16 protein-coding genes are annotated in these 18,197 nt (G+C 39.5%); 12 read left to right on the plus strand and 4 right to left on the minus strand.

The annotated features are described in order from the left end of the window. Nucleotides 1-158 precede the first annotated feature (158 nt). Together LM917_RS12245 and LM917_RS12250 are read right to left on the minus strand one after the other, a co-directional pair. Nucleotides 159-596: a CBO0543 family protein gene (locus LM917_RS12245; RefSeq protein ID WP_232697796.1), complete on the minus strand. Its 438-nt coding sequence runs from the start codon at nucleotides 594-596 to the stop codon at nucleotides 159-161. Next, on the minus strand, nucleotides 565-1,752 hold the full coding sequence (locus LM917_RS12250; RefSeq protein ID WP_232697797.1) for a DUF2515 domain-containing protein: 1,188 nt from the start codon (nucleotides 1,750-1,752) through the stop codon (nucleotides 565-567). Before LM917_RS12250 ends, LM917_RS12245 begins: the two co-directional genes overlap by 32 nt. Before the next feature lie 93 nt (nucleotides 1,753-1,845). Between LM917_RS12250 and shc the strand changes: the two genes are divergently transcribed. The 7 genes from shc (at nucleotide 1,846) to LM917_RS12280 (ending at nucleotide 8,923) form a co-directional block, all read left to right on the plus strand. Next, nucleotides 1,846-3,738, plus strand: a complete 1,893-nt coding sequence (gene shc, locus LM917_RS12255; protein WP_232697798.1) for a squalene--hopene cyclase — start codon at nucleotides 1,846-1,848, stop codon at nucleotides 3,736-3,738. An 829-nt stretch (nucleotides 3,739-4,567) separates the two neighbouring features. Then, on the plus strand, nucleotides 4,568-5,116 hold the full coding sequence (locus LM917_RS12260) for a GrpB family protein (RefSeq protein ID WP_232697799.1): 549 nt from the start codon (nucleotides 4,568-4,570) through the stop codon (nucleotides 5,114-5,116). A 122-nt stretch (nucleotides 5,117-5,238) separates the two neighbouring features. Continuing rightward, nucleotides 5,239-5,730: a GNAT family N-acetyltransferase gene (locus LM917_RS12265; RefSeq protein WP_232697800.1), complete on the plus strand. Its 492-nt coding sequence runs from the start codon at nucleotides 5,239-5,241 to the stop codon at nucleotides 5,728-5,730. Nucleotides 5,731-6,029: 299 nt separating this feature from the next. Then, nucleotides 6,030-6,527, plus strand: a complete 498-nt coding sequence (locus tag LM917_RS12270) for a MarR family winged helix-turn-helix transcriptional regulator (protein ID WP_232697801.1) — start codon at nucleotides 6,030-6,032, stop codon at nucleotides 6,525-6,527. A gap of 130 nt (nucleotides 6,528-6,657) precedes the next feature. After that, on the plus strand, nucleotides 6,658-7,842 hold the full coding sequence (locus LM917_RS12275) for a MalY/PatB family protein (RefSeq protein ID WP_232697802.1): 1,185 nt from the start codon (nucleotides 6,658-6,660) through the stop codon (nucleotides 7,840-7,842). 52 nt (nucleotides 7,843-7,894) lie between these two features. Then, entirely contained in the window at nucleotides 7,895-8,239 is a 345-nt protein-coding gene (locus tag LM917_RS24785) for a GyrI-like domain-containing protein (protein ID WP_373688787.1), read from the plus strand. Between the two features lie 255 nt (nucleotides 8,240-8,494). Beyond that, a complete protein-coding gene (locus LM917_RS12280) occupies nucleotides 8,495-8,923 on the plus strand; it encodes a DUF1801 domain-containing protein (protein ID WP_232697803.1) in 429 nt (142 codons plus the stop codon). Between the two features lie 538 nt (nucleotides 8,924-9,461). On the opposite strand, the gene LM917_RS12285 is transcribed toward LM917_RS12280, so the two are convergent. Further along, nucleotides 9,462-10,094 (minus strand): TetR/AcrR family transcriptional regulator, encoded by a 633-nt coding sequence (locus tag LM917_RS12285; RefSeq protein WP_232697804.1) that lies wholly within the window; start codon nucleotides 10,092-10,094, stop codon nucleotides 9,462-9,464. Nucleotides 10,095-10,416: 322 nt separating this feature from the next. Between LM917_RS12285 and LM917_RS12290 the strand changes: the two genes are divergently transcribed. The 4 genes from LM917_RS12290 to LM917_RS12305 all read left to right on the plus strand — a co-directional run bounded on the left by LM917_RS12290 (nucleotide 10,417) and on the right by LM917_RS12305 (nucleotide 14,523). Beyond that, the gene (locus LM917_RS12290; RefSeq protein ID WP_232697805.1) at nucleotides 10,417-12,468 is read left to right on the plus strand and encodes a serine hydrolase domain-containing protein; all 2,052 of its coding nucleotides are present in this window, start codon (nucleotides 10,417-10,419) and stop codon (nucleotides 12,466-12,468) included. Between the two features lie 278 nt (nucleotides 12,469-12,746). Then, entirely contained in the window at nucleotides 12,747-13,526 is a 780-nt protein-coding gene (locus LM917_RS12295) for a GNAT family N-acetyltransferase (RefSeq protein ID WP_232697806.1), read from the plus strand. A gap of 12 nt (nucleotides 13,527-13,538) precedes the next feature. After that, nucleotides 13,539-13,751 carry a hypothetical protein gene (locus LM917_RS12300; protein ID WP_232697807.1) on the plus strand — a complete coding sequence of 71 codons (213 nt, stop codon included), beginning with the start codon at nucleotides 13,539-13,541 and terminating at the stop codon, nucleotides 13,749-13,751. A 175-nt stretch (nucleotides 13,752-13,926) separates the two neighbouring features. After that, nucleotides 13,927-14,523: a DJ-1/PfpI family protein gene (locus LM917_RS12305; RefSeq protein ID WP_232697808.1), complete on the plus strand. Its 597-nt coding sequence runs from the start codon at nucleotides 13,927-13,929 to the stop codon at nucleotides 14,521-14,523. Between the two features lie 488 nt (nucleotides 14,524-15,011). Here LM917_RS12305 and LM917_RS12310 read toward each other — a convergent pair whose 3' ends face one another. Then, nucleotides 15,012-15,692 (minus strand): zinc metallopeptidase, encoded by a 681-nt coding sequence (locus tag LM917_RS12310; RefSeq protein ID WP_232697809.1) that lies wholly within the window; start codon nucleotides 15,690-15,692, stop codon nucleotides 15,012-15,014. A 339-nt stretch (nucleotides 15,693-16,031) separates the two neighbouring features. Between LM917_RS12310 and LM917_RS12315 the strand changes: the two genes are divergently transcribed. Continuing rightward, nucleotides 16,032-18,092: a methyl-accepting chemotaxis protein gene (locus LM917_RS12315; RefSeq protein WP_232697810.1), complete on the plus strand. Its 2,061-nt coding sequence runs from the start codon at nucleotides 16,032-16,034 to the stop codon at nucleotides 18,090-18,092. The last annotated feature ends 105 nt before the right edge of the window (nucleotides 18,093-18,197 follow it).

Raw genomic sequence — 18,197 nt, forward strand, 5'->3', positions numbered from 1 at the left:
TTGTTTTGTTAACTTAGAGGGAAGGACAGGTTGGGGTCCATTCAGCAGAAATATGTTTAGCGGCATGTAGATCAAATGTTGAACTATGTAGAATAGTGGAGGAGCCAACATTAGTTGGTTCCTTATTTGTTTTGAAAAAATATTTGGTTTAAACCCTATTATTGTTGAGGGGCTTCTTCTGATAATTGAATTATCCATAGATGAAATTTCCAAACAAGCCACATAAATAGGATATAGCCGAAAAAGGAATAAAAATGCCGCCATTCGCTGCTGTGGGCAAACCATCCCAGTTTTTCAGCTATCTGTTCAATTCCAGCCGCTATTATGCCGAAAAACAGGACGATTCCCTTTCTTTGCCATGAGTTAATCGACTGCAAGCAGTTCAGAAAGATAGCTGTAACAATCGGCAATACACACAGAGTAAACATAATATTGATTTTAAAAATATCGGAAAACGGCCTCACAGGAAAAGAATACAATTGCTTCTCCACTAAGATGAGATCCAGATAAGTTCCCAACCAAGAAACAAATATCATTGTTGGAACATAAGATTTAAGTTTCTGTCTAAAAGATGGCTGTTTTGGCCATGACCGCAAGTTCGACTTTCTCCAGTGTTTTACAGTATTTATGATAGATCTCCCCATTTACATTTTTTTCTTGGTTGATAAAGTAGGTTAAGATTTTCCAATCCTCAAACCAATCCTCGATTTCCGCTTCACCATGCTCAATATTTTTCCAAGCGTACTGTAATTTTGGGCTGAATAATCGATTGGCCCCAGCTTTCAATTGACAATTATCTGTTCGCCTCTTATAGGGAGTTCCAGGCATAGATGGCACAGATTCGTTTACGTCGTTAAACAGATGGGGCCAGTAATCTTTACGGGAACCCGTATGTGGATGATCCGCCGCCCAGTTTATTACGCCCTGTAGAATTTCAGAACTGCCAAAAAGCACGGAATATAATCTTTTACCCAATAATATGCGTTCTTGAAGGGAAGCAAAATGCTGAAGCGTTTGGCCGATAAGGTCAGGTACCTGCCCGGGAACCTTGTTCATATTGTTACAACATGGGAAAAGAATTTGATTTAAACTCAATAAATCCTGGACTTTGAACTCTTTCGTATTCAGAACCGTTTTTTGATAATGGGGATTCTGTATCACCCTTTTTTCCAGATAGCTCTGCTCGTTGATGACTAGGGCAATCGCCAGAAGATAGCGGTCTCCATTTTTCCAGAAATAATTCCACATAACCTCCATAAAGACGGATACATGAAAAAAAGAAAGCAGATAGAACAAGCTCGCTTCTCTTTTCAAACTTTCCTCATACAGCAATAATTGAGGATAGATATCTTGGAAAATCAACCAATTGCCGCGCTCCAAAAACAGAAAATAATCCTTCTGTTCCGCGTCGGAAAATAATTTGGACAGAAGCTCTCCCTTCAAATCCGTCATATTCCAGCCGCCATTTCGCGACACCATGTGACCCAACAAGGCCCAGTGTATCTCCGGATATTTTCGATAGTAGTCAAAATACGCCGTAGTCCGCGTTACATTGTTCAAGTTTAGCCGGCGTGTGCATTCTTTAATTTGACGAATCAATATTTGATCTTGTTCGGGTAATTCCGCTCCTTTCTTGAGAGGCTTGTTGACATCTTTCAATCTCTTCTTCAATTCTTTTTTTATTTTAAGAAAAGGCGAAAATTGACTTTGTTTAAACCGGTCAAATTTCTTCTTCAGGATCTGGATTCCCATGCTTTCTCCTCTCCTTTAAAGAACCCTTCGTCTGAAAATGAATAGAGTGGATATAGGCAGTACACTTGGGTTTTAGAAAGGTATGTTTGAAATATGAAAGAAAAAATTGAATTAGAAATTAAACGTATAATCCATCTATTGCAAAAAGCTCAATCAGCTGACGGCGCCTGGCGTTATTGTTCGGAAAGCGGACCACTAACCGATGCATATATGATAATCCTATTACGGACCTTGATGATTGATGACGAGGAGTTAATTAGAAGTTTGGCTGATCGCATTACCAAAAGGCAGGAGAAAAACGGAGCCTGGAAGCTGTTTCATGATGAAGAGGAAGGAAATTTGTCTGCAACCATTGAAGCATACTATGCCCTGCTTTTTTCAGGGCACAGCCGGAAAACGGATGAGCACATGCAATTAGCAAAAAAGTTTATAGTAACCAAAGGAGGAATTTCGGAGGCAAGTATGCTAACAAAAATCCTTCTTGCCTTGACAGGGCAGTATCCTTGGCCGGGATACTTTCAAATCCCGGTTGAAATCATCCTGCTGCCGAACTGGTTCCCCATCAATTTCTTCGATTTTGTCGGATATGCAAGAGTACACATCGCACCGATATTGATCGTTGCAGACCGAAAGTTCGTAATGAAAACAAAAAGAACACCAGACATGTCCGATCTTCGAAAAAACGACCTTCCAACAGCATTGGGCAACCATCCATATCTGACAAATCAACGATCCCATGAATACCGTGCGCATCTTAACACGATCTTGGATGGTTTGAAGAATCTTCCTTACCTTCCGTCGCAAATCCATAATATGGCGCTACGTCAGGCTGAACGCTTTATACTGGAAAGAATTGAACCGGATGGAACCTTGTACAGCTATTTCACTTCCACGTTTCTTATGATATTCGCTCTACTTTCCCTTGGATATTCGCCCAATCATCCAGTGATCACCCGTGCGATTTCAGGGCTGAAAGCAATGACTTGCCTGACCAAAGGACAGTTTCATATTCAGATTACGACATCAACGGTCTGGAATACCGCTTTATTGGCTCATGCTATGCAAGCAACCGGGGTTTTTGCATCTGACCCTACAGTTCAAAAAGCTGGCCGCTATTTACTCTCTCGCCAGCATCATAAATATGGTGATTGGATGATGAAAAATCCTTTTGTATTACCAGGCGGATGGGGTTTTTCCAATATCAATACCATCAATCCCGACGTCGATGACACAACGGCTGCATTAAGAGCAATAAGCAAATTAAGAGAAACAGACCCGACCTTCCACCATTCATGGGATCGAGGTCTCAATTGGCTGTTATCGATGCAAAACGCCGATGGAGGCTGGCCGGCATTTGAGAAAAATACGGATAAAAGAATAGTAAACTGGCTTCCCTTCGATGCGGCAGACGCAGTTAGTACAGACCCTTCTACGGCAGATTTAACAGGTAGGACTTTGGAGTTTCTTGGCAACAGTGCAGGATTTACCATCGGCCATCCCCAGATTCAAAGAGGGGTGGAGTGGCTTCTAAACAACCAAGAAGCCAACGGCTCTTGGTACGGACGTTGGGGCATTTCTTACATTTACGGCACATGGGCCGCTGTTACCGGCCTAATTGCTGTTGGAGTCTCTTCCGAACATCCTGCAATTCAGAAAGCAGTACAGTGGTTATTAAAAATCCAGAATGAAGACGGGGGGTGGGGAGAGTCATGTAAGAGCGAAATTGTTAAAACATATGTTTCTTTAGGTGTCAGTACACCTTCTCAAACCGCGTGGGGAGCGGATGCCCTCATTTCAGTGTTCCAAAAACCAATTCCGGCGATTGAACGTGGAATTCAATTTTTAATTGATTCCGAAAAAAATCAGGACTGGACGCTCTCCTATCCGACAGGATCCGGATTACCCGGCGGTTTTTACTTTCACTACCACAGCTACCGGTACATTTGGCCTTTGCTTGCTTTAGGTAATTATAAAAAGAAATATTAAATATCTCTTTATGTTTTTTATGTTTCACAAGGGTCTATGGATAAGGATTATACTCTGGATGAAAATAGAAATTTTATGGTTTTGCCGAGGCTCATACCACTAATGAAATTCAATCTTGATGGGAGAATCAACGGTTCACTTAGAGATCCCACCCACATTTAAGTAACATTCTGCTTATTCGAGCAATCGTTGTTTAATATGATTATACGTCTGGTCATTTGCTAAAGGAAACTTTTATGCAGGAACCGCTTCGAGACTACCCCTTTTTTGATTTCATCAAAGTAACGGGCAGAATTGTAATAGTTGGAAAACTTCTCAAAAAAACAAATTCACCTGATTCTACCCCAGGCAGAGGGAAAGTTTTAAAACTAATGGAACTCGTTAGTTAAAGTTCAAAACAAAGGACCTCATTTTTTTGACTGAAGTCCTTTGTTTTGGTCGAGGAGGTAGTTATTTTCTATTAAGAGTCATCGACTTCAGATAACGGCCATTAACTTCGAAGTAAGTCCAGTCATTGCTTCGCTTTATAGGGGATAATGTCTTGGGAATAGGCAGTTCATCAACAAATTTTTGCAACTTTATCTTTTCGGGCATAAGGATGGAAAACCTCCCTGCTGTTATGATCAACTAAGTTAGTTTATGAACGTGAACTTGTTCATTATGTACTGAGCTAACGGAGATCGATAGCTTAATACTCACGTAGAACGGCAGCCTGTTTAATAGGCTGCCGTTTTCTCAACTAACGGGCAATTATACTTAATACAGTCCACTAAATTATGGTAAAATAGATCTGAGTATTTTAATAACCACAGCATCGAAGGAAATTACTATGGATGATCAATGGAGGATTTCTAAACATGACCCAGAATGGAAAAGTCTGTTCAATGATATCGCTTCAAAATTAAGAACTTCTTTGGGGGAGTTGGCAATTCGTATTGATCATGTCGGCTCAACATCGGTTGTTGGTTTGGACGCAAAGCCAATCATTGATATCCAGATATCTATATTGAATTACGATGATATATTAATCTATAAAACTAAGATTGAACAAGTGGGGTTCGTTTTACGGGAAGAAAATCCCGATAAAACAAAGAGGTATTTTCGGGAAGTACTAGGGACTCGCAGAACTCATATTCATGTAAGGCAGGCAGGAAGTTTTTCTGAACAAGTCACTTTACTCTTTAGAGATTATTTACGACTACACCCTGCGGATTGTTTAAGGTACGCTCAAGAAAAGCATCAATTAATGGATCTTTATAAAAATGAACGTCCAAAATATGTGGAAGGAAAAGGACCTATCGTTTGGGATATTTTAAATAGCGTTAGATTAACTAATTCATATGGATCCTCACTTTATTGGTTGGGTAGAACAGTTTAAAGTACCCAATCAGACGATACGAAACACCTCGTGGATCGAAACTATTATTAATAAGTTTAAAAAATGACGGCTACCATTTTAGGTAGCCGCTTTGATGACTTCAATATGTGGAGGTTACATATATGTTAAAAATACGAAATGCAAAGATAGAAGATTTGCCTCAACTTTTAGCCATTGAACAGCTTTGCTTTTCAAAAGAAGAGGCTGCAACGAAAGAAGCAATTGAAAAGCGCATAGAGTTGATTCAGGATAGCTTTTTTGTAGCTGAAGAGGATGGGGAAATCGTAGGTTTCGTGAATGGACCAGTGATTGAAACAGCATTCATAACTGATAATTTGTTTAATGATATAAAGGAAAATCCAGCAACTGACTGGCATCAAAGCATTTTAGGATTAGCAGTTGCTCCGCATTTTCAAAAACGTGGCGTAGCATCAAAGTTACTTACGCATCTAGAAAAGGAAGCAAGAGTGAAAAAGCGTGAAACAATAACACTTACTTGTAAAGAGAGCCTAATTTACTTCTATGAAAAACATGGATATCTCAACAAAGATGTTTCAAGCTCTGAACATGCTGGAGCAACCTGGTACAACATGAGTAAAGAATTGCGGTTATAGAGATGCTCCCAGCAAAGCCTTACTTAAGGTGATCAACGCATTGGAATTTCCTTTTGAGTGGGTTTGGGATTTGGAAGACGAAAATGATTTCGACAGCAAGCTGCTATCTGATGCACTTCAAAGCTTTTGTACAGGGATGCTAAATCCGCGGGAGGTTTGTCTAGAGCCTTATAATTGTACTTGCTCGAACAATTTGAAGCATGGTCAGTTTTGAACAGCAAGGTCTATCTAGTTTATGACCGTAGTTATGACTTAGTCTTTTTTGAGTTATGAAAAATTGAATGAAGGTTGGAGTAAAAATGAACGATACTGAAAATGTAATCCAAAAAAATGCTAAATACCATGAATTAGATGCCAAGGCGAATATTATTTATAAATTTGTTATGACTTACACTGATTATATAAAAACAGCTCGTGATTATGGCACTGGTGAAACAATCAATATGATGGAAGTACACACTCTGACTGTTATTGAGGAGAATCCAGGAATCACTGTTACTGAGGTGGCATTGGAGTGGAATCGTACAAAAGGTGCAGTATCACAGATTATTACCAAACTAGAAAAACGTGGTTTGATTATACGAAAAAAAGAACATGACAACGCAAAAAATGTACATCTGTATGTCACTGATAGAGGAGAAGTCTTAAGTAAAGCACATAAAGATTATGATATTAAAGAACTCACTTGGGCTGATAGAACATTGCATAAAAGTTTTACGAGTGAAGAAATTGACGTATTTTATAAAGTTATGCAACAGTATACTGAATTGTTAGATATGCCTCGTCAAGAGCAATAAATGAGTATTTTTGATTTCATAACACATAAATAAAAGCTCTCTTTACAAAGTATTGTTTAGGTTCTATACTACTTATTGTTTAGAATCTAAACATTTTTGTATTATGGTTCAAACCTTGGGAGGAAATCTTATGACAAAATACAATTTTGATGAAGTTATTGATAGACGAGGAACAGACTCTATAAAATGGACTAAAAAACATCTTCAAGATAACTTTGGTGAGAAAGAAAGCATTCCAATGTGGATTGCAGACATGGATTTTAAAGTAGCTCAGCCCATTATTGAGGCATTAACAGAGAGAGCACAACATGGTATTTTTGGATATGGTCATAAAAGTGATGAGTTTTTGGAAGTTGTAGTAAACTGGCATAAAAAAAGAAATGGATGGGACATTGAAAAGGAATGGATACTTTTCACTCCAGGGATAATTCCTGCGCTTAACTTTATTGTAGAAACTTTTTGTAATCCAGGTGATAAAGTAATAATTCAAAGTCCTGTCTATTATCCATTTGCCAATATTATCACCAATAATGGTTGTCATATAGCTAATAACCCATTGATACTTAATAATGATAAATATGAAATGAACTTTTCAGAACTAGAAAAGATTGCTAAAGATAGTAGAACTAAGCTCATGTTTTTATGTAGTCCCCATAATCCGGTTGGACGTGTATGGACAGCTGAAGAACTGCAACGGTTGGGTGAGATTTGTTTAGAGAATGATGTGCTTGTAATTTCAGATGAAATCCACTCGGATTTAATATATCGTCCAAATCGCCATATTCCTTTCGGTAAAATTTCAGAGGAGTTCATGATGAATTCCATTGTTTGCTCATCCCCTTCCAAATCGTTCAATCTAGCAGGATTACATGTGTCGGACATTATTGTGACCAATGAAAAGTTAAGAAATGAGTTAAATCACAAATTAACAACGATTGATATCGATCCAGGATCTTTTGCATCAGTGGCACAAATAGCTGCTTACAATCATGGAGAAGAGTGGTTAGAGCAGCTTCTTAGTTACCTACGCGATAATCTTGATTTCATTGAAGAATTCATAAAAGAGAGGATTCCAAGAGTAAAGTTGATTAGGCCAGAGGGAACTTATTTGGCATGGCTTAATTTTAGCGATTATGACTTCACAGAATTAGAGCTTCAGCAAATAATGCAGAAAAAGGCTAAAATCGCACTCGACGATGGCTATATCTTTGGCGCTGGGGGAGAACATTTCCAGAGAATCAATTTTGCATGTCCTAGAAGCATATTGCAAAAAGCTTTAGAGAGCATTGAAAAAAGCCTGGAAGGTATTAACTAAAAAGCATTTAGTATCAAATGAAATTACTTAAATTGTCAATATTGGTGGACAACTGGCCGTCCATCTACAACAGCCTGGCCATTATTGCTGTTACTTTGACTATGAGCAGGGCGATGCCGGACACTATGAAGTGATGGTCGGTGTACACGTCCGAGAAGCATTGCAGGATCACTATCTCGAGTCCGTTACGACGTTCACAGTTCCCGCTGCGAAATACGCCATATTCGTCACAGAGAGGGGACCGATTATAGAGATGGTGCAGCGGGCTTGGGCTGATATTTGGCATTGGTCGCATCAGCCCGGCAATGATCGGGCGTTCACAGGCGATTTTGAATATTATGGCCCGAATATAGATCCGAACGACGGGCAAGCGGAAATTTACATCGCTATACGTTAATAGCCTGTTGCACCGTCCCCGAAAAAAGAACATCATGCAATCCATTTTCCAAATTGCAACGGAAAAGCCTCCAAACCGTCGCGGATTGGTGGGTTTATTGTTAGTGTGGGACAAATCGATTTGATCTGACAGCGAAAGAGATCCGTGCAAATCATTCGCTCCTAGAAATCATTCGGATGACGAAACGATTACTATGAAACTTTTGGAGGGATTGACTTGATCAGTTGTAACGTTATATAAAAAATAAGGAAAGGAATGATGGGTATCCATACGATTGAAGACACTCAGGTAGCGGCTGTATTCAACAATTATCCGAAACACATTCAGAAGAAGTTATTGTTTCTTCGCCAACTTACTCTGGATACCGCATCAGAGATAGAAGCCATTCATCCCCTGGAAGAGACACTGAAATGGGGTGAGCCTAGTTACCTCACAAAAAATGGAAGCACAATTAGAATAGGCTGGAAAAAGTCAAGCCCACATCAGTATGCAATGTATTTTAACTGCAACACAAAGCTAGTTGACACTTTCAAAGAACTTTTTGGAGATACATTCCACTATGAAGGCAATCGGGCGATTGTATTCGATGAGAACGACGAAATACCAGTAGATGAATTAAAGCAATGCATTTCATCATCTCTCACTTACCACATCCGAAAACATCTTCCAATGCTTGGCATGTAGGTCCATCCTGATTGTTTTGCTAACTTACTAGCCAGTAGGTGACACTTAACCTTTAACGATCCAGTAAAAAACAAAGACCAAGAATCCGAGGATTCTTGGTCTTTGTGAATTTGGCATATGGAGACGAAGCGTGGCTGAGTAAATCCACAATTCGCTGCCGCGTGATGTTGAGGTTGTTTGGAGAGAGGTGGCATAGTCAATCTTTGGCCAGTACAGTCATTTCCTTCGGATCAATCACCAGTCCGGCTGAACGGATGAAATGGGCTTCGTTCCCTTTCATCAAGTCGCTGGATGAATTTCGATTGGAAGAACAGTAGTCCCTCAGCAAGCGCCGGCTTTGTGCATACACCATCAATCTTCCTCTTCTCTTTCTATTAACCCTGGCACCTGACGAAAATTCGATTAAAAAATTCTTCTACAAGAGTATCCCTCCTATTCTTTGAGACCCGACTTGCTCTGGCCTATAGGACTACGGAGGGATATTTTTTGGAGATTTTTTCATATCGTTGTTGAATTTTTACTTTTTTTAGATGACGTATTATGAATTTGATTCAATTAATGATTGGATATAAATTTCAATTATTTTAACATTTTCTTTCCATAATGAAACAAGCCATTCTGTGTCTGCCTTAGAGATTAAAAATGTTGCGAATCCATTTATATAAGTTACTATTAAATCATTTACTAACTCCAAGTCATTCTCCTCTAGCGTATCACCATAAAAATCACCTACTAAGATCTCAAAGAAATCAAACGGTGTTTTTTCGCTGTCTTTACCATAGATAAGCTCTTCAAACTCCGTATCATATGAAGATTTCACTACAAATTGCATTTGAACATTAATTAAATTCAAGTAGTCTTTATTTTTTTCTTCAATGAAGAAGAGAAAATACTTGAGCATAATATCCGCAAAAGAATCCGTTTCCTTAGCTTCTTCATAAATTTGTTCCAGTACTTCACTCATTAACACATCAGTAAGAATAAAAGCTTCTTGTTGAATTGTCTCCATAGAACCAAAGTGATGAAACACGCTTGCTTTACTAACATTTGCCTTCTTTGCTATGCTGTTAGCGCTTAATGCTTCTAAACCATTTTCTGCTATTAAAGCGATTGTAGCGCGTAATAAAGCTTCTTTTGTTTTGTTCCCCTTTTGCTCTCTACCATCTAACATTACCGTTCCTCCTAGAATGGTTGTCCCATTTTCTTCAGTTATTATAGCATAAAACAAAAACATTGACCGATCGGTTAGTTTTGTTTTTGTTTACCCAACTGTTTTTAAGTTTTATGAAATTTAGCGTTTGATAACAGGAAAAGGAGAGGGCCAAAAGAAAAAGGGAAAGTTACTTATTTTTGCAAGCGTACTTGCATTGTTGACGTTGTTTATAAGCTTTATACAATTTTTAAGCCTTCTGAAGAGAAGGTAGAGAAAACAGAAAAGGATTTTTCATCACGTAACGTAAAGGTGATGATAAACATATACGGAGGATATTTACATGAAAAAAATACAGTCTAGGGTGCTATCTGCTACACTTGCGCTGTCTCTAATTGTGCCAACCGGAGCAATGGCTGCAAATATCGCGCCTGCGGCTACTAATAGCCAAGGTTTAGGGAAAACCGCTGCCGAGAAGGCCGAGTTGCTTCTCGAATCCACGGAAACGTTTAGCGTTCAGTATGCGCTGATTGACAATGGAAGAATTACTTTGTCTGGGCAGACTGGCAAGAACGATAAGCCACTGACCAACGATACATTGTACGGGATCGGTTCGGTCAGCAAAGTATTTGGAGCTGCGGCCGTCATGAAATTGGTAGACCAGGGTAAAATCGATCTCGATACTCCCGTCGTCCAGTATATAACTGATTTCAAGATGAAGGACGAACGATATAAGCGCATTACTCCACGCATGCTGTTGAACCATTCCTCCGGTCTGAGAGGTACTGGATCTACGAACGATTCTTTATTCGAGGATAATGATCCTTACGCCCATGATACAATGCTGCAGGCACTGTCCGACCAGACCTTGAAATCGGACCCTGGAGCATTCTCGGTGTATTGCAATAGCGGCTTTACACTTGCCGAGATTCTCGTTGAAAGAGTCAGTGGCATGAGCTTTACCACATTTATTCATCACTATTTCACAGAACCATTGCAGATGAATCATACAAAAACACCACAGGATGATATGAAGGGCAGCAAACTTGCCGCGTTGTATGTCCCGGATTACGAAAAGCAGCTTCCGAAAAGTTTTGTTACTGTGATTGCCGAAGGGGGGATTTATTCCACGGCAGAAGATATGGTGCGATTCTCGCAACCGTTTATGGGACAGGCAAACAATATCCTAACTGACAAGTCGGTACGTGCGATGGAACAGGAGGAATACAAGAAAGGCATCTGGCCGGAAGATGTAGATGATAGTAACAATTACGGCTTGGGCTGGGACAGTGTGAAGCTATACCCGTTTAATGATTACGGAATAAAGGGCTTAGCCAAAGGAGGGGACTTGTCTGCGTATTCTGCTTCTCTCGTCGTGCTTCCTGAGAAAAAGATGGCAGCTACTGTGTTAACCTCTGGCGGTAGTAGTGGCACGAATCAAATGCTGGCAAGCGAATTGCTGCTGCTAGCGCTCAAGGAAAAAGGCGAAATCAAGAGCATCAAGCCGGACAAATCATTCGGCAAGCCCGTCAAGGCCAAGATACCCCAAAATGTAATAAAGCAAGCAGGCTATTACGCGAGCAATGATACGCAGTTCCGGGTAGAGATCACCAAAGACGGAGAACTGTCCATTCCAGACTATACGGAAACGAAGTATAAATATACTTCGGATGGAAGCTTTATAGACGAGAACGGAACCACCAAGATCAGCTTCGTCACTGAGAAGAATGGTCGCACGTATTTGTGGAAGAGAGTCTACGAGGGGTTACCGGGATTGGCGCAGCAAGCAATGTCAGAGTATGCCGCAGAGAAGCTGGAAGAAAACACGCTTCCGAAGGAGACCGCCGCAGCTTGGGCAAAACGTGAAGGGGCTAAGTACTATCTCGTAAACGAGAAGTTCAGCTCCGAAGTATACTTTTATGAGCAACCGGCCATGGAAATTAACCTCGCCGACGGTTTACTTGGCTATTGGCAGGACAAAAAGATTACAGGTCCGAACACGGCGACGAGTGAGATCCAAATCCCAGGATTGTCTGGCCGTGATACGACTGAAGCCCAGTTCTACACCGAAAAGGGCGTCGAATATTTAAAGCTAAACGCGTCCTTATTAGTGAGTGCGGCGAATGTAAAGCCGATCCATGCAGGAAATCAATCCAAAGTCACGGTGCCAGTGAACGGGCATGCCCAATGGTATACTATTCCGGCAGCGGTAGCAGGCAAAACGATGACAGTCAATCTGCCAAAGAAAGGAGCCTTCGCGGTATATGATGAGGAAGGAGAACGCCCACTCATTCATTCCATCGTCAATGGCAACAATAAAGTGACTCTGCCCAAGAGTGGAACGATCGTATTTGCCGGCGCGCCAGGTTCGGAATTTAAAATAGCATTAAAATAAGCTGTACTGAAAAAACATTAAGCACAAGAAGATGTGTTTTACTGGTTTTTTGCAAGCTGCTGTTGTCAAACTGCTGAGATAAGAATATGTGGGGAAACTTTTTACCAAGTGAAATAATGTTCTCCAGTATGTCGGTTAACCAGATTTTAATTTGATTTTTTCTTGTACCTCATGGTTTCGCCACTATTTGAACTCTTTATGTTGTGGAAAATTCGATTATATTCAAACATTCTCTAGTTTATCTTTTAATTATTTTGCTACTATTGGAGCAATTACAAATGTCTAAGGAAGTGAATATTATGACAAATCAACAAAGTCGAGTAAAAAATATGCCTTTATTTTCACAAACGATAACTGACTTTTGGCGGGCGCAATTTTTGAACGGAGACGTTCTCTATAGCGATGAAGTCTTTACTGTCGTCATCAACCCAGACCTGGACGAAGATAGTCGGGTCATGGTGCTGGAAACCACCGACGGCCGGGTTATGGCGGCCCTGACGCCTGCGGTGGCCGATAAGGTAGGGCTTTATAAACGACAAGACTTGTCTGAATCGACTTTTCGCCGGAAATTGAATGAAGCCGGAGTCACTCTGCATGGTGCAGATTATGTTTTTTATTTTTCAGAAGCCGATAAGAACGTATTGCTGCAAGAAAACCTGGAAGGTGACTTGCGCCAGTTAACAGAGCAAGATGATACGGTCTTCTCCGAGTTCGAGTCCTCCGCCTCGGAACAAGACTTGGATGATGCGCAAGTGGAATTGGATCACTGGGCGGTGTTCGGCTCTTTTGAGCAAAACCGCCTGGTTAGCGCCGCCAGCATGTATCCCTGGGACGATGCGCAAATTGCGGATCTCGGGGTACTGACCCTGACGTCCTTTAGAGGAAAAGATCACGCTCGCAAAGTGGTTCGCACAATCAGCAAGTACGCCTATGATCAGGGATACGAACCCCAGTACCGATGCCAGCTCGATAACCATGCGTCTACGGCGCTGGCTAAAGCGGCGGGTTTGACGCTGTTTGGAAAGTGGGACGTGATTTCTCCCGACTCCCCTTGCTGAGAGTCCCATTTCATGTCTCCTTTTGCAGGCGAAGGCATAAATTCGGCGTTGATGAAAGAAGCAGATATAAGAGGTTTGGCTCTTTGGAATGTGCTACCCGATGAGTACATTGAAAGAATACTACTATCCATCGATGAAAAGGGTAGGAGAATCAACCCAAATCCCAAAGAGCGTGGGAGTGCTAGTGTCATTCCTACGCTCTTTTTACATTCAAAAGTTAATTAAGTTCAGATAACATCACTTACCAATAGATAGGAATGTTGATGAATGATGGTTGACCTTGCCACATTTCGATGACATCGGGAAGGATTTTCGCCTGTTTTTTCAAAAAGTTTTGATAAAAATTGTGAATTTTGCTGTAAAATAAACAAAGATTAAATTAATAAAAGGGGAATCTCATATGAATAAAAGACAGTGGAGAGTAGGGATTTTTTTATTTGATGATGTAGAGGTTTTAGATTTTGCAGGTCCATTTGAAGTTTTTTCTGTCACAGAATTAGAAAATGGTCATCAGCCATTTGTAGTAGAAACAGTATCAGAAAAAGGGAACATAGTAATTGCATGTAATGGGTTAAAGGTACAGCCAGATTACAGTTTTGATACTATACCTAGATTTGATATTTTAATTATCCCTGGTGGTCTAGGTGCTGGGGAACGAGAAATACATAATGATAATGTAATAAAGTGGATTACAAATCAAATGAAAACGGTGCAACTAATGACATCTGTATGTACGGGTGCTTTACTATTAGCAAAGGCTGGTTTACTTAATGGTAAAATGGCAACGACTCATTGGGCAAGTCTTGAAAGATTAGAAAAAGAATTTCCACAAGTCGAAGTACAACGGGAAGTTAAATTTGTAGATGAAGGCAATGTAATTACGTCAGGTGGAATTTCAGCAGGTATCAATATGTCATTTCATATTGTGAAACGATTATTAGGTGCTGAAGTTGCTCGGGAAACTGCTAAAATTATGGAATACGATATTGTTATTTAAATTATTATTGAACAAACGGGCCCGATTGTTGAAGATTGAAGGTAGAAAAATGATTAAACTTTTTTATAAAACCATAACTTAGAACTGCTAGAAAAGAATCCATTTTGATCGATCTTTTTTCAAAAAAAAATAGACATAAAAACATAGACATAAAAACATTAATGCAAGCGTATGAGGGGTAGGGTTACAAGAAACATTACAGCAGAACCCACTTTACTAAGTTTGCAAGCTTAATAAATTGAAATGGCTGTCGGTTTAATCGGCAGCCATTTTTCTTCAACTAACGGGTTCGATAGCGTAATATTGTTGTAAATAGCAAAAAGAAATGGATAGAGATTCAGATATAACCTGAAACTTCTATCCATTATTATTTTCATCAATAAAATGTGTAACATCATATTCAATTACTTATCATTATTGACTATATTTGACTTCCCCTAACTTTTAATAAAATCAACGGGCCGTCTTTTTCTTGTAGCATAAAATTTTTAATCGTCACTTCTGTTGAAAAGCCAGATGTATTCCAGTAACTGAAGCACGGCCATTAGAGTTGCAGCAACATAAGTTAGTGCAGCGGCTCCAAGAACCTTGCTAACACCACGTTCTTCCATGTTGGTAATAAAGCCCATGTTAATCATCATATCTTTCGCACGGCTACTTGCGTTGAACTCAACAGGTAAAGTAATGAGTTGGAACAACACAGCAAAGCTAAATGCGATAATCCCGATTAGTAACAATCCTGGTAATTTGAAAAGGAATCCTCCCAAAAGCAAGAAAGGTGCAATTCCTGATGTGATATTTACAAGCGGGAAAATACGATGTCTGGCAACAAGCATTGGATAACTAACCTTATGCTGAATAGCGTGACCTACCTCATGACATGCAACGGAAACAGAAGAAATGGAGTTTCCACAAAAGACAGGGTCAGAGAGTCGAACCACTTTTGCAATCGGGTCGTAATGGTCGGTTAACGTACCAGGAATATGTTCCACCGGAATGTTCCCCAGACCATTTGAATCCAGCATTCGACGAGCGGCATCTGCGCCAGTTAAACCAGATGAAGTCGGTACATTAGAATATTTGCTAAACGTGCCTTTGACACGAAACTGAGCCCACATTGACAAACCAAAAGCTAATAGGATCAGTATTGTCCAAGGTGTGAAAAACATGAAAGATCACTCCTGTCTGTACTGTATATAAATATTTTTTCTGCAATGCTAATCCCACATCGTTACAATCGGAAATACAATTACCTAATTTAAAGTTAGTAGGCATTCCTGTGCTTTGTCCATAGTATACGAATATCAGTGAGAAAGGTTTCATTTTTTTTTGCAGTTTCTATTTATTCATTATCCCTTGATTATATGATAAAACATGTATGGGAGGAAGGGTGATAATTTTTTTGTGTACACTTTGCTTACTTACCTCCTATCAAATTTGAATATACACTCTCCGACAATATAAGAGTGAAGTTACTAATCTTATTACGCCCTTAGGAGAGATTCAACATGAAAAATCAAAAAGAATTGAAAATGAGACGAAGATACATATCGTTACGAGTGAAGCTTCCCTTGTTAATCAGTACATTAGTAGTTCTCGTGCTGATAGGATCGAGTACGTTTATGTTTAGGTTTGGATCGTCACTTCTGTTAACGGAAACAAAGAGCGAAATGACTACTAACGCTGATCGAATAGGTGAAGGTCTGTGGTCCTCTGTTCAATTACAGGCACAATCAACATATCTGGCTTCCGTACATGGCACATTCAAAGATTTATTAAAACTTAGAAATAGTAATACGATGTCAGATGCTGATTTTATCTCAGATAAAAATCCACTGTATAAAAAATCAAACGATTTGCTAACAAAGAGCATTGAAGGAATGAATGGCATTCAAATGTTGCAACTGATTGATACAAACGGAATTATCATTGCAGGAACTAACAATGACACAATTTTGACAAGCCGAGCGGATCGAGAATATTTTTTAGAAGCGATAAAGGGAAAACCATTTATTAGCGATGCCATTTCCTCCAAAAGTACAGGTGAAGTAGTAGTTGTGTTTGCTCAACCAATTAAAGATGACAATGGAAAAGTGCTAGGGATTCAAATTGCCACAGTAAATACCGCCTTCTTTGTAAATCATTTTCAAAATGTGCAGGTCAAAGATGAAGGAAGCATCGTGATTATGAGTCGTGGGGGCACTGTGATTTATGATTCCGAAGGTGAAGAAAAAGTAGGAAAAAATATTGAGGGTACTCAGATTTCAGAACTGATCACTACTGAGGCAACAGAAAAAATTATTTCTGGTGGTCTCGAAAATTCAGAATCATATATTCGATATTCAAAAATTCCCGATGCAGATTGGATTGTTGTCGTTCAAGATCGCTACGAAGATATTAAAAAGCCACTCGATGCGTTGCTGACTACTGTTATTATCATAACGCTTGTTTCATTAGGAGTTGCTGTTTGTGTGGGAGTATTAATTTCTCGCACGATTACAAATCCGATTAGCAGACTGACAAAATTGTTTATAGAATTGTCTTCAGGGAATCTAACAGTTAAAGCAGATGGAAAGTTTGAAAGTGAATTTAAAGATTTAGCGGACAGTTTTAATGAAATGCAAGAAAAAATTAAATTTCTGATTGCCAATATGAATACATCTATAACTGTATTGAAAAACAGTACAGATGAATTGGATCAAACCTCAAAACGAACATCTCTAACTGTGACAGAGACGACAACAACGACCATGGAAATTGCTAAAGCAATGGAATTACAAGCTCAAGATACAGAGCTTATTGCGAATAGATTCCAAGAATTAGGTAAAAAAATTGAGAACGTAGGGGAACAAACGGAAGTAGTGAGAAGTAGTGCAGAGGGAATCGTTGAAGTATTTCATGGTAGCCATGAAGTAATTGAACAACTTAGTCAAATCAATGATAAAAACGAACAAGAAGTTGAAAAAATATCTTCAATTACATCCAGATTAGAAGAAAGCTCAAAGAACATTGGAGCGATCACAGGAGCAATCAGCGAAATTGCTAACCAAACCAATTTGCTTGCCCTTAATGCCTCTATTGAAGCGGCTAGAGCAGGTGAACATGGACGGGGATTTTCTGTTGTTGCAGATGAAATACGTAAACTGGCTGAACAAAGCTCTAGACAATCAAATGAGATTAATACGATCATCAATGAGACGCTCCATTATATAACTGATAATAACGAAAGCGTTCGAGAGATTGGAGAAATATCGAAGAAGCAAGATGAGTTGGTAATTCAAACAAGGGAAGCTTTTCAGAGTATATATGGGCATGTGATGGAGATCGTTGAAAAAATCAAAATCATGGCATCAGAAGTGATTGAAATCCAAGAAGACAAAGATGCTGTAATTGTTTCTACTCAAAATCTTTCAGCCTCAGGAGAGGAGGTAACTGCATCGGTAGAAGAAGTTTCTTCTATGATGCAAGATCAAACGGATACGGTTTTGCAGTTGTCAGAAATGATTGAGCAGATTGATGCATTGACGAAAGAATTATCTAAATCTGCCGCTCAGTTTAAAGTTGAGTAGGGTCGCCTGAATAAAATAAAAACCTTACATAGACAGATTGTAGTTTTATTACTCACTGTCCATGTAAGGTTTTTTTTGTGCAACGTGTAGCTTCATCAGAGCACA

Source organism: Brevibacillus daliensis (genome assembly GCF_021245735.1).
Lineage (GTDB): Bacteria > Bacillota > Bacilli > Brevibacillales > Brevibacillaceae > Brevibacillus_B > Brevibacillus_B daliensis.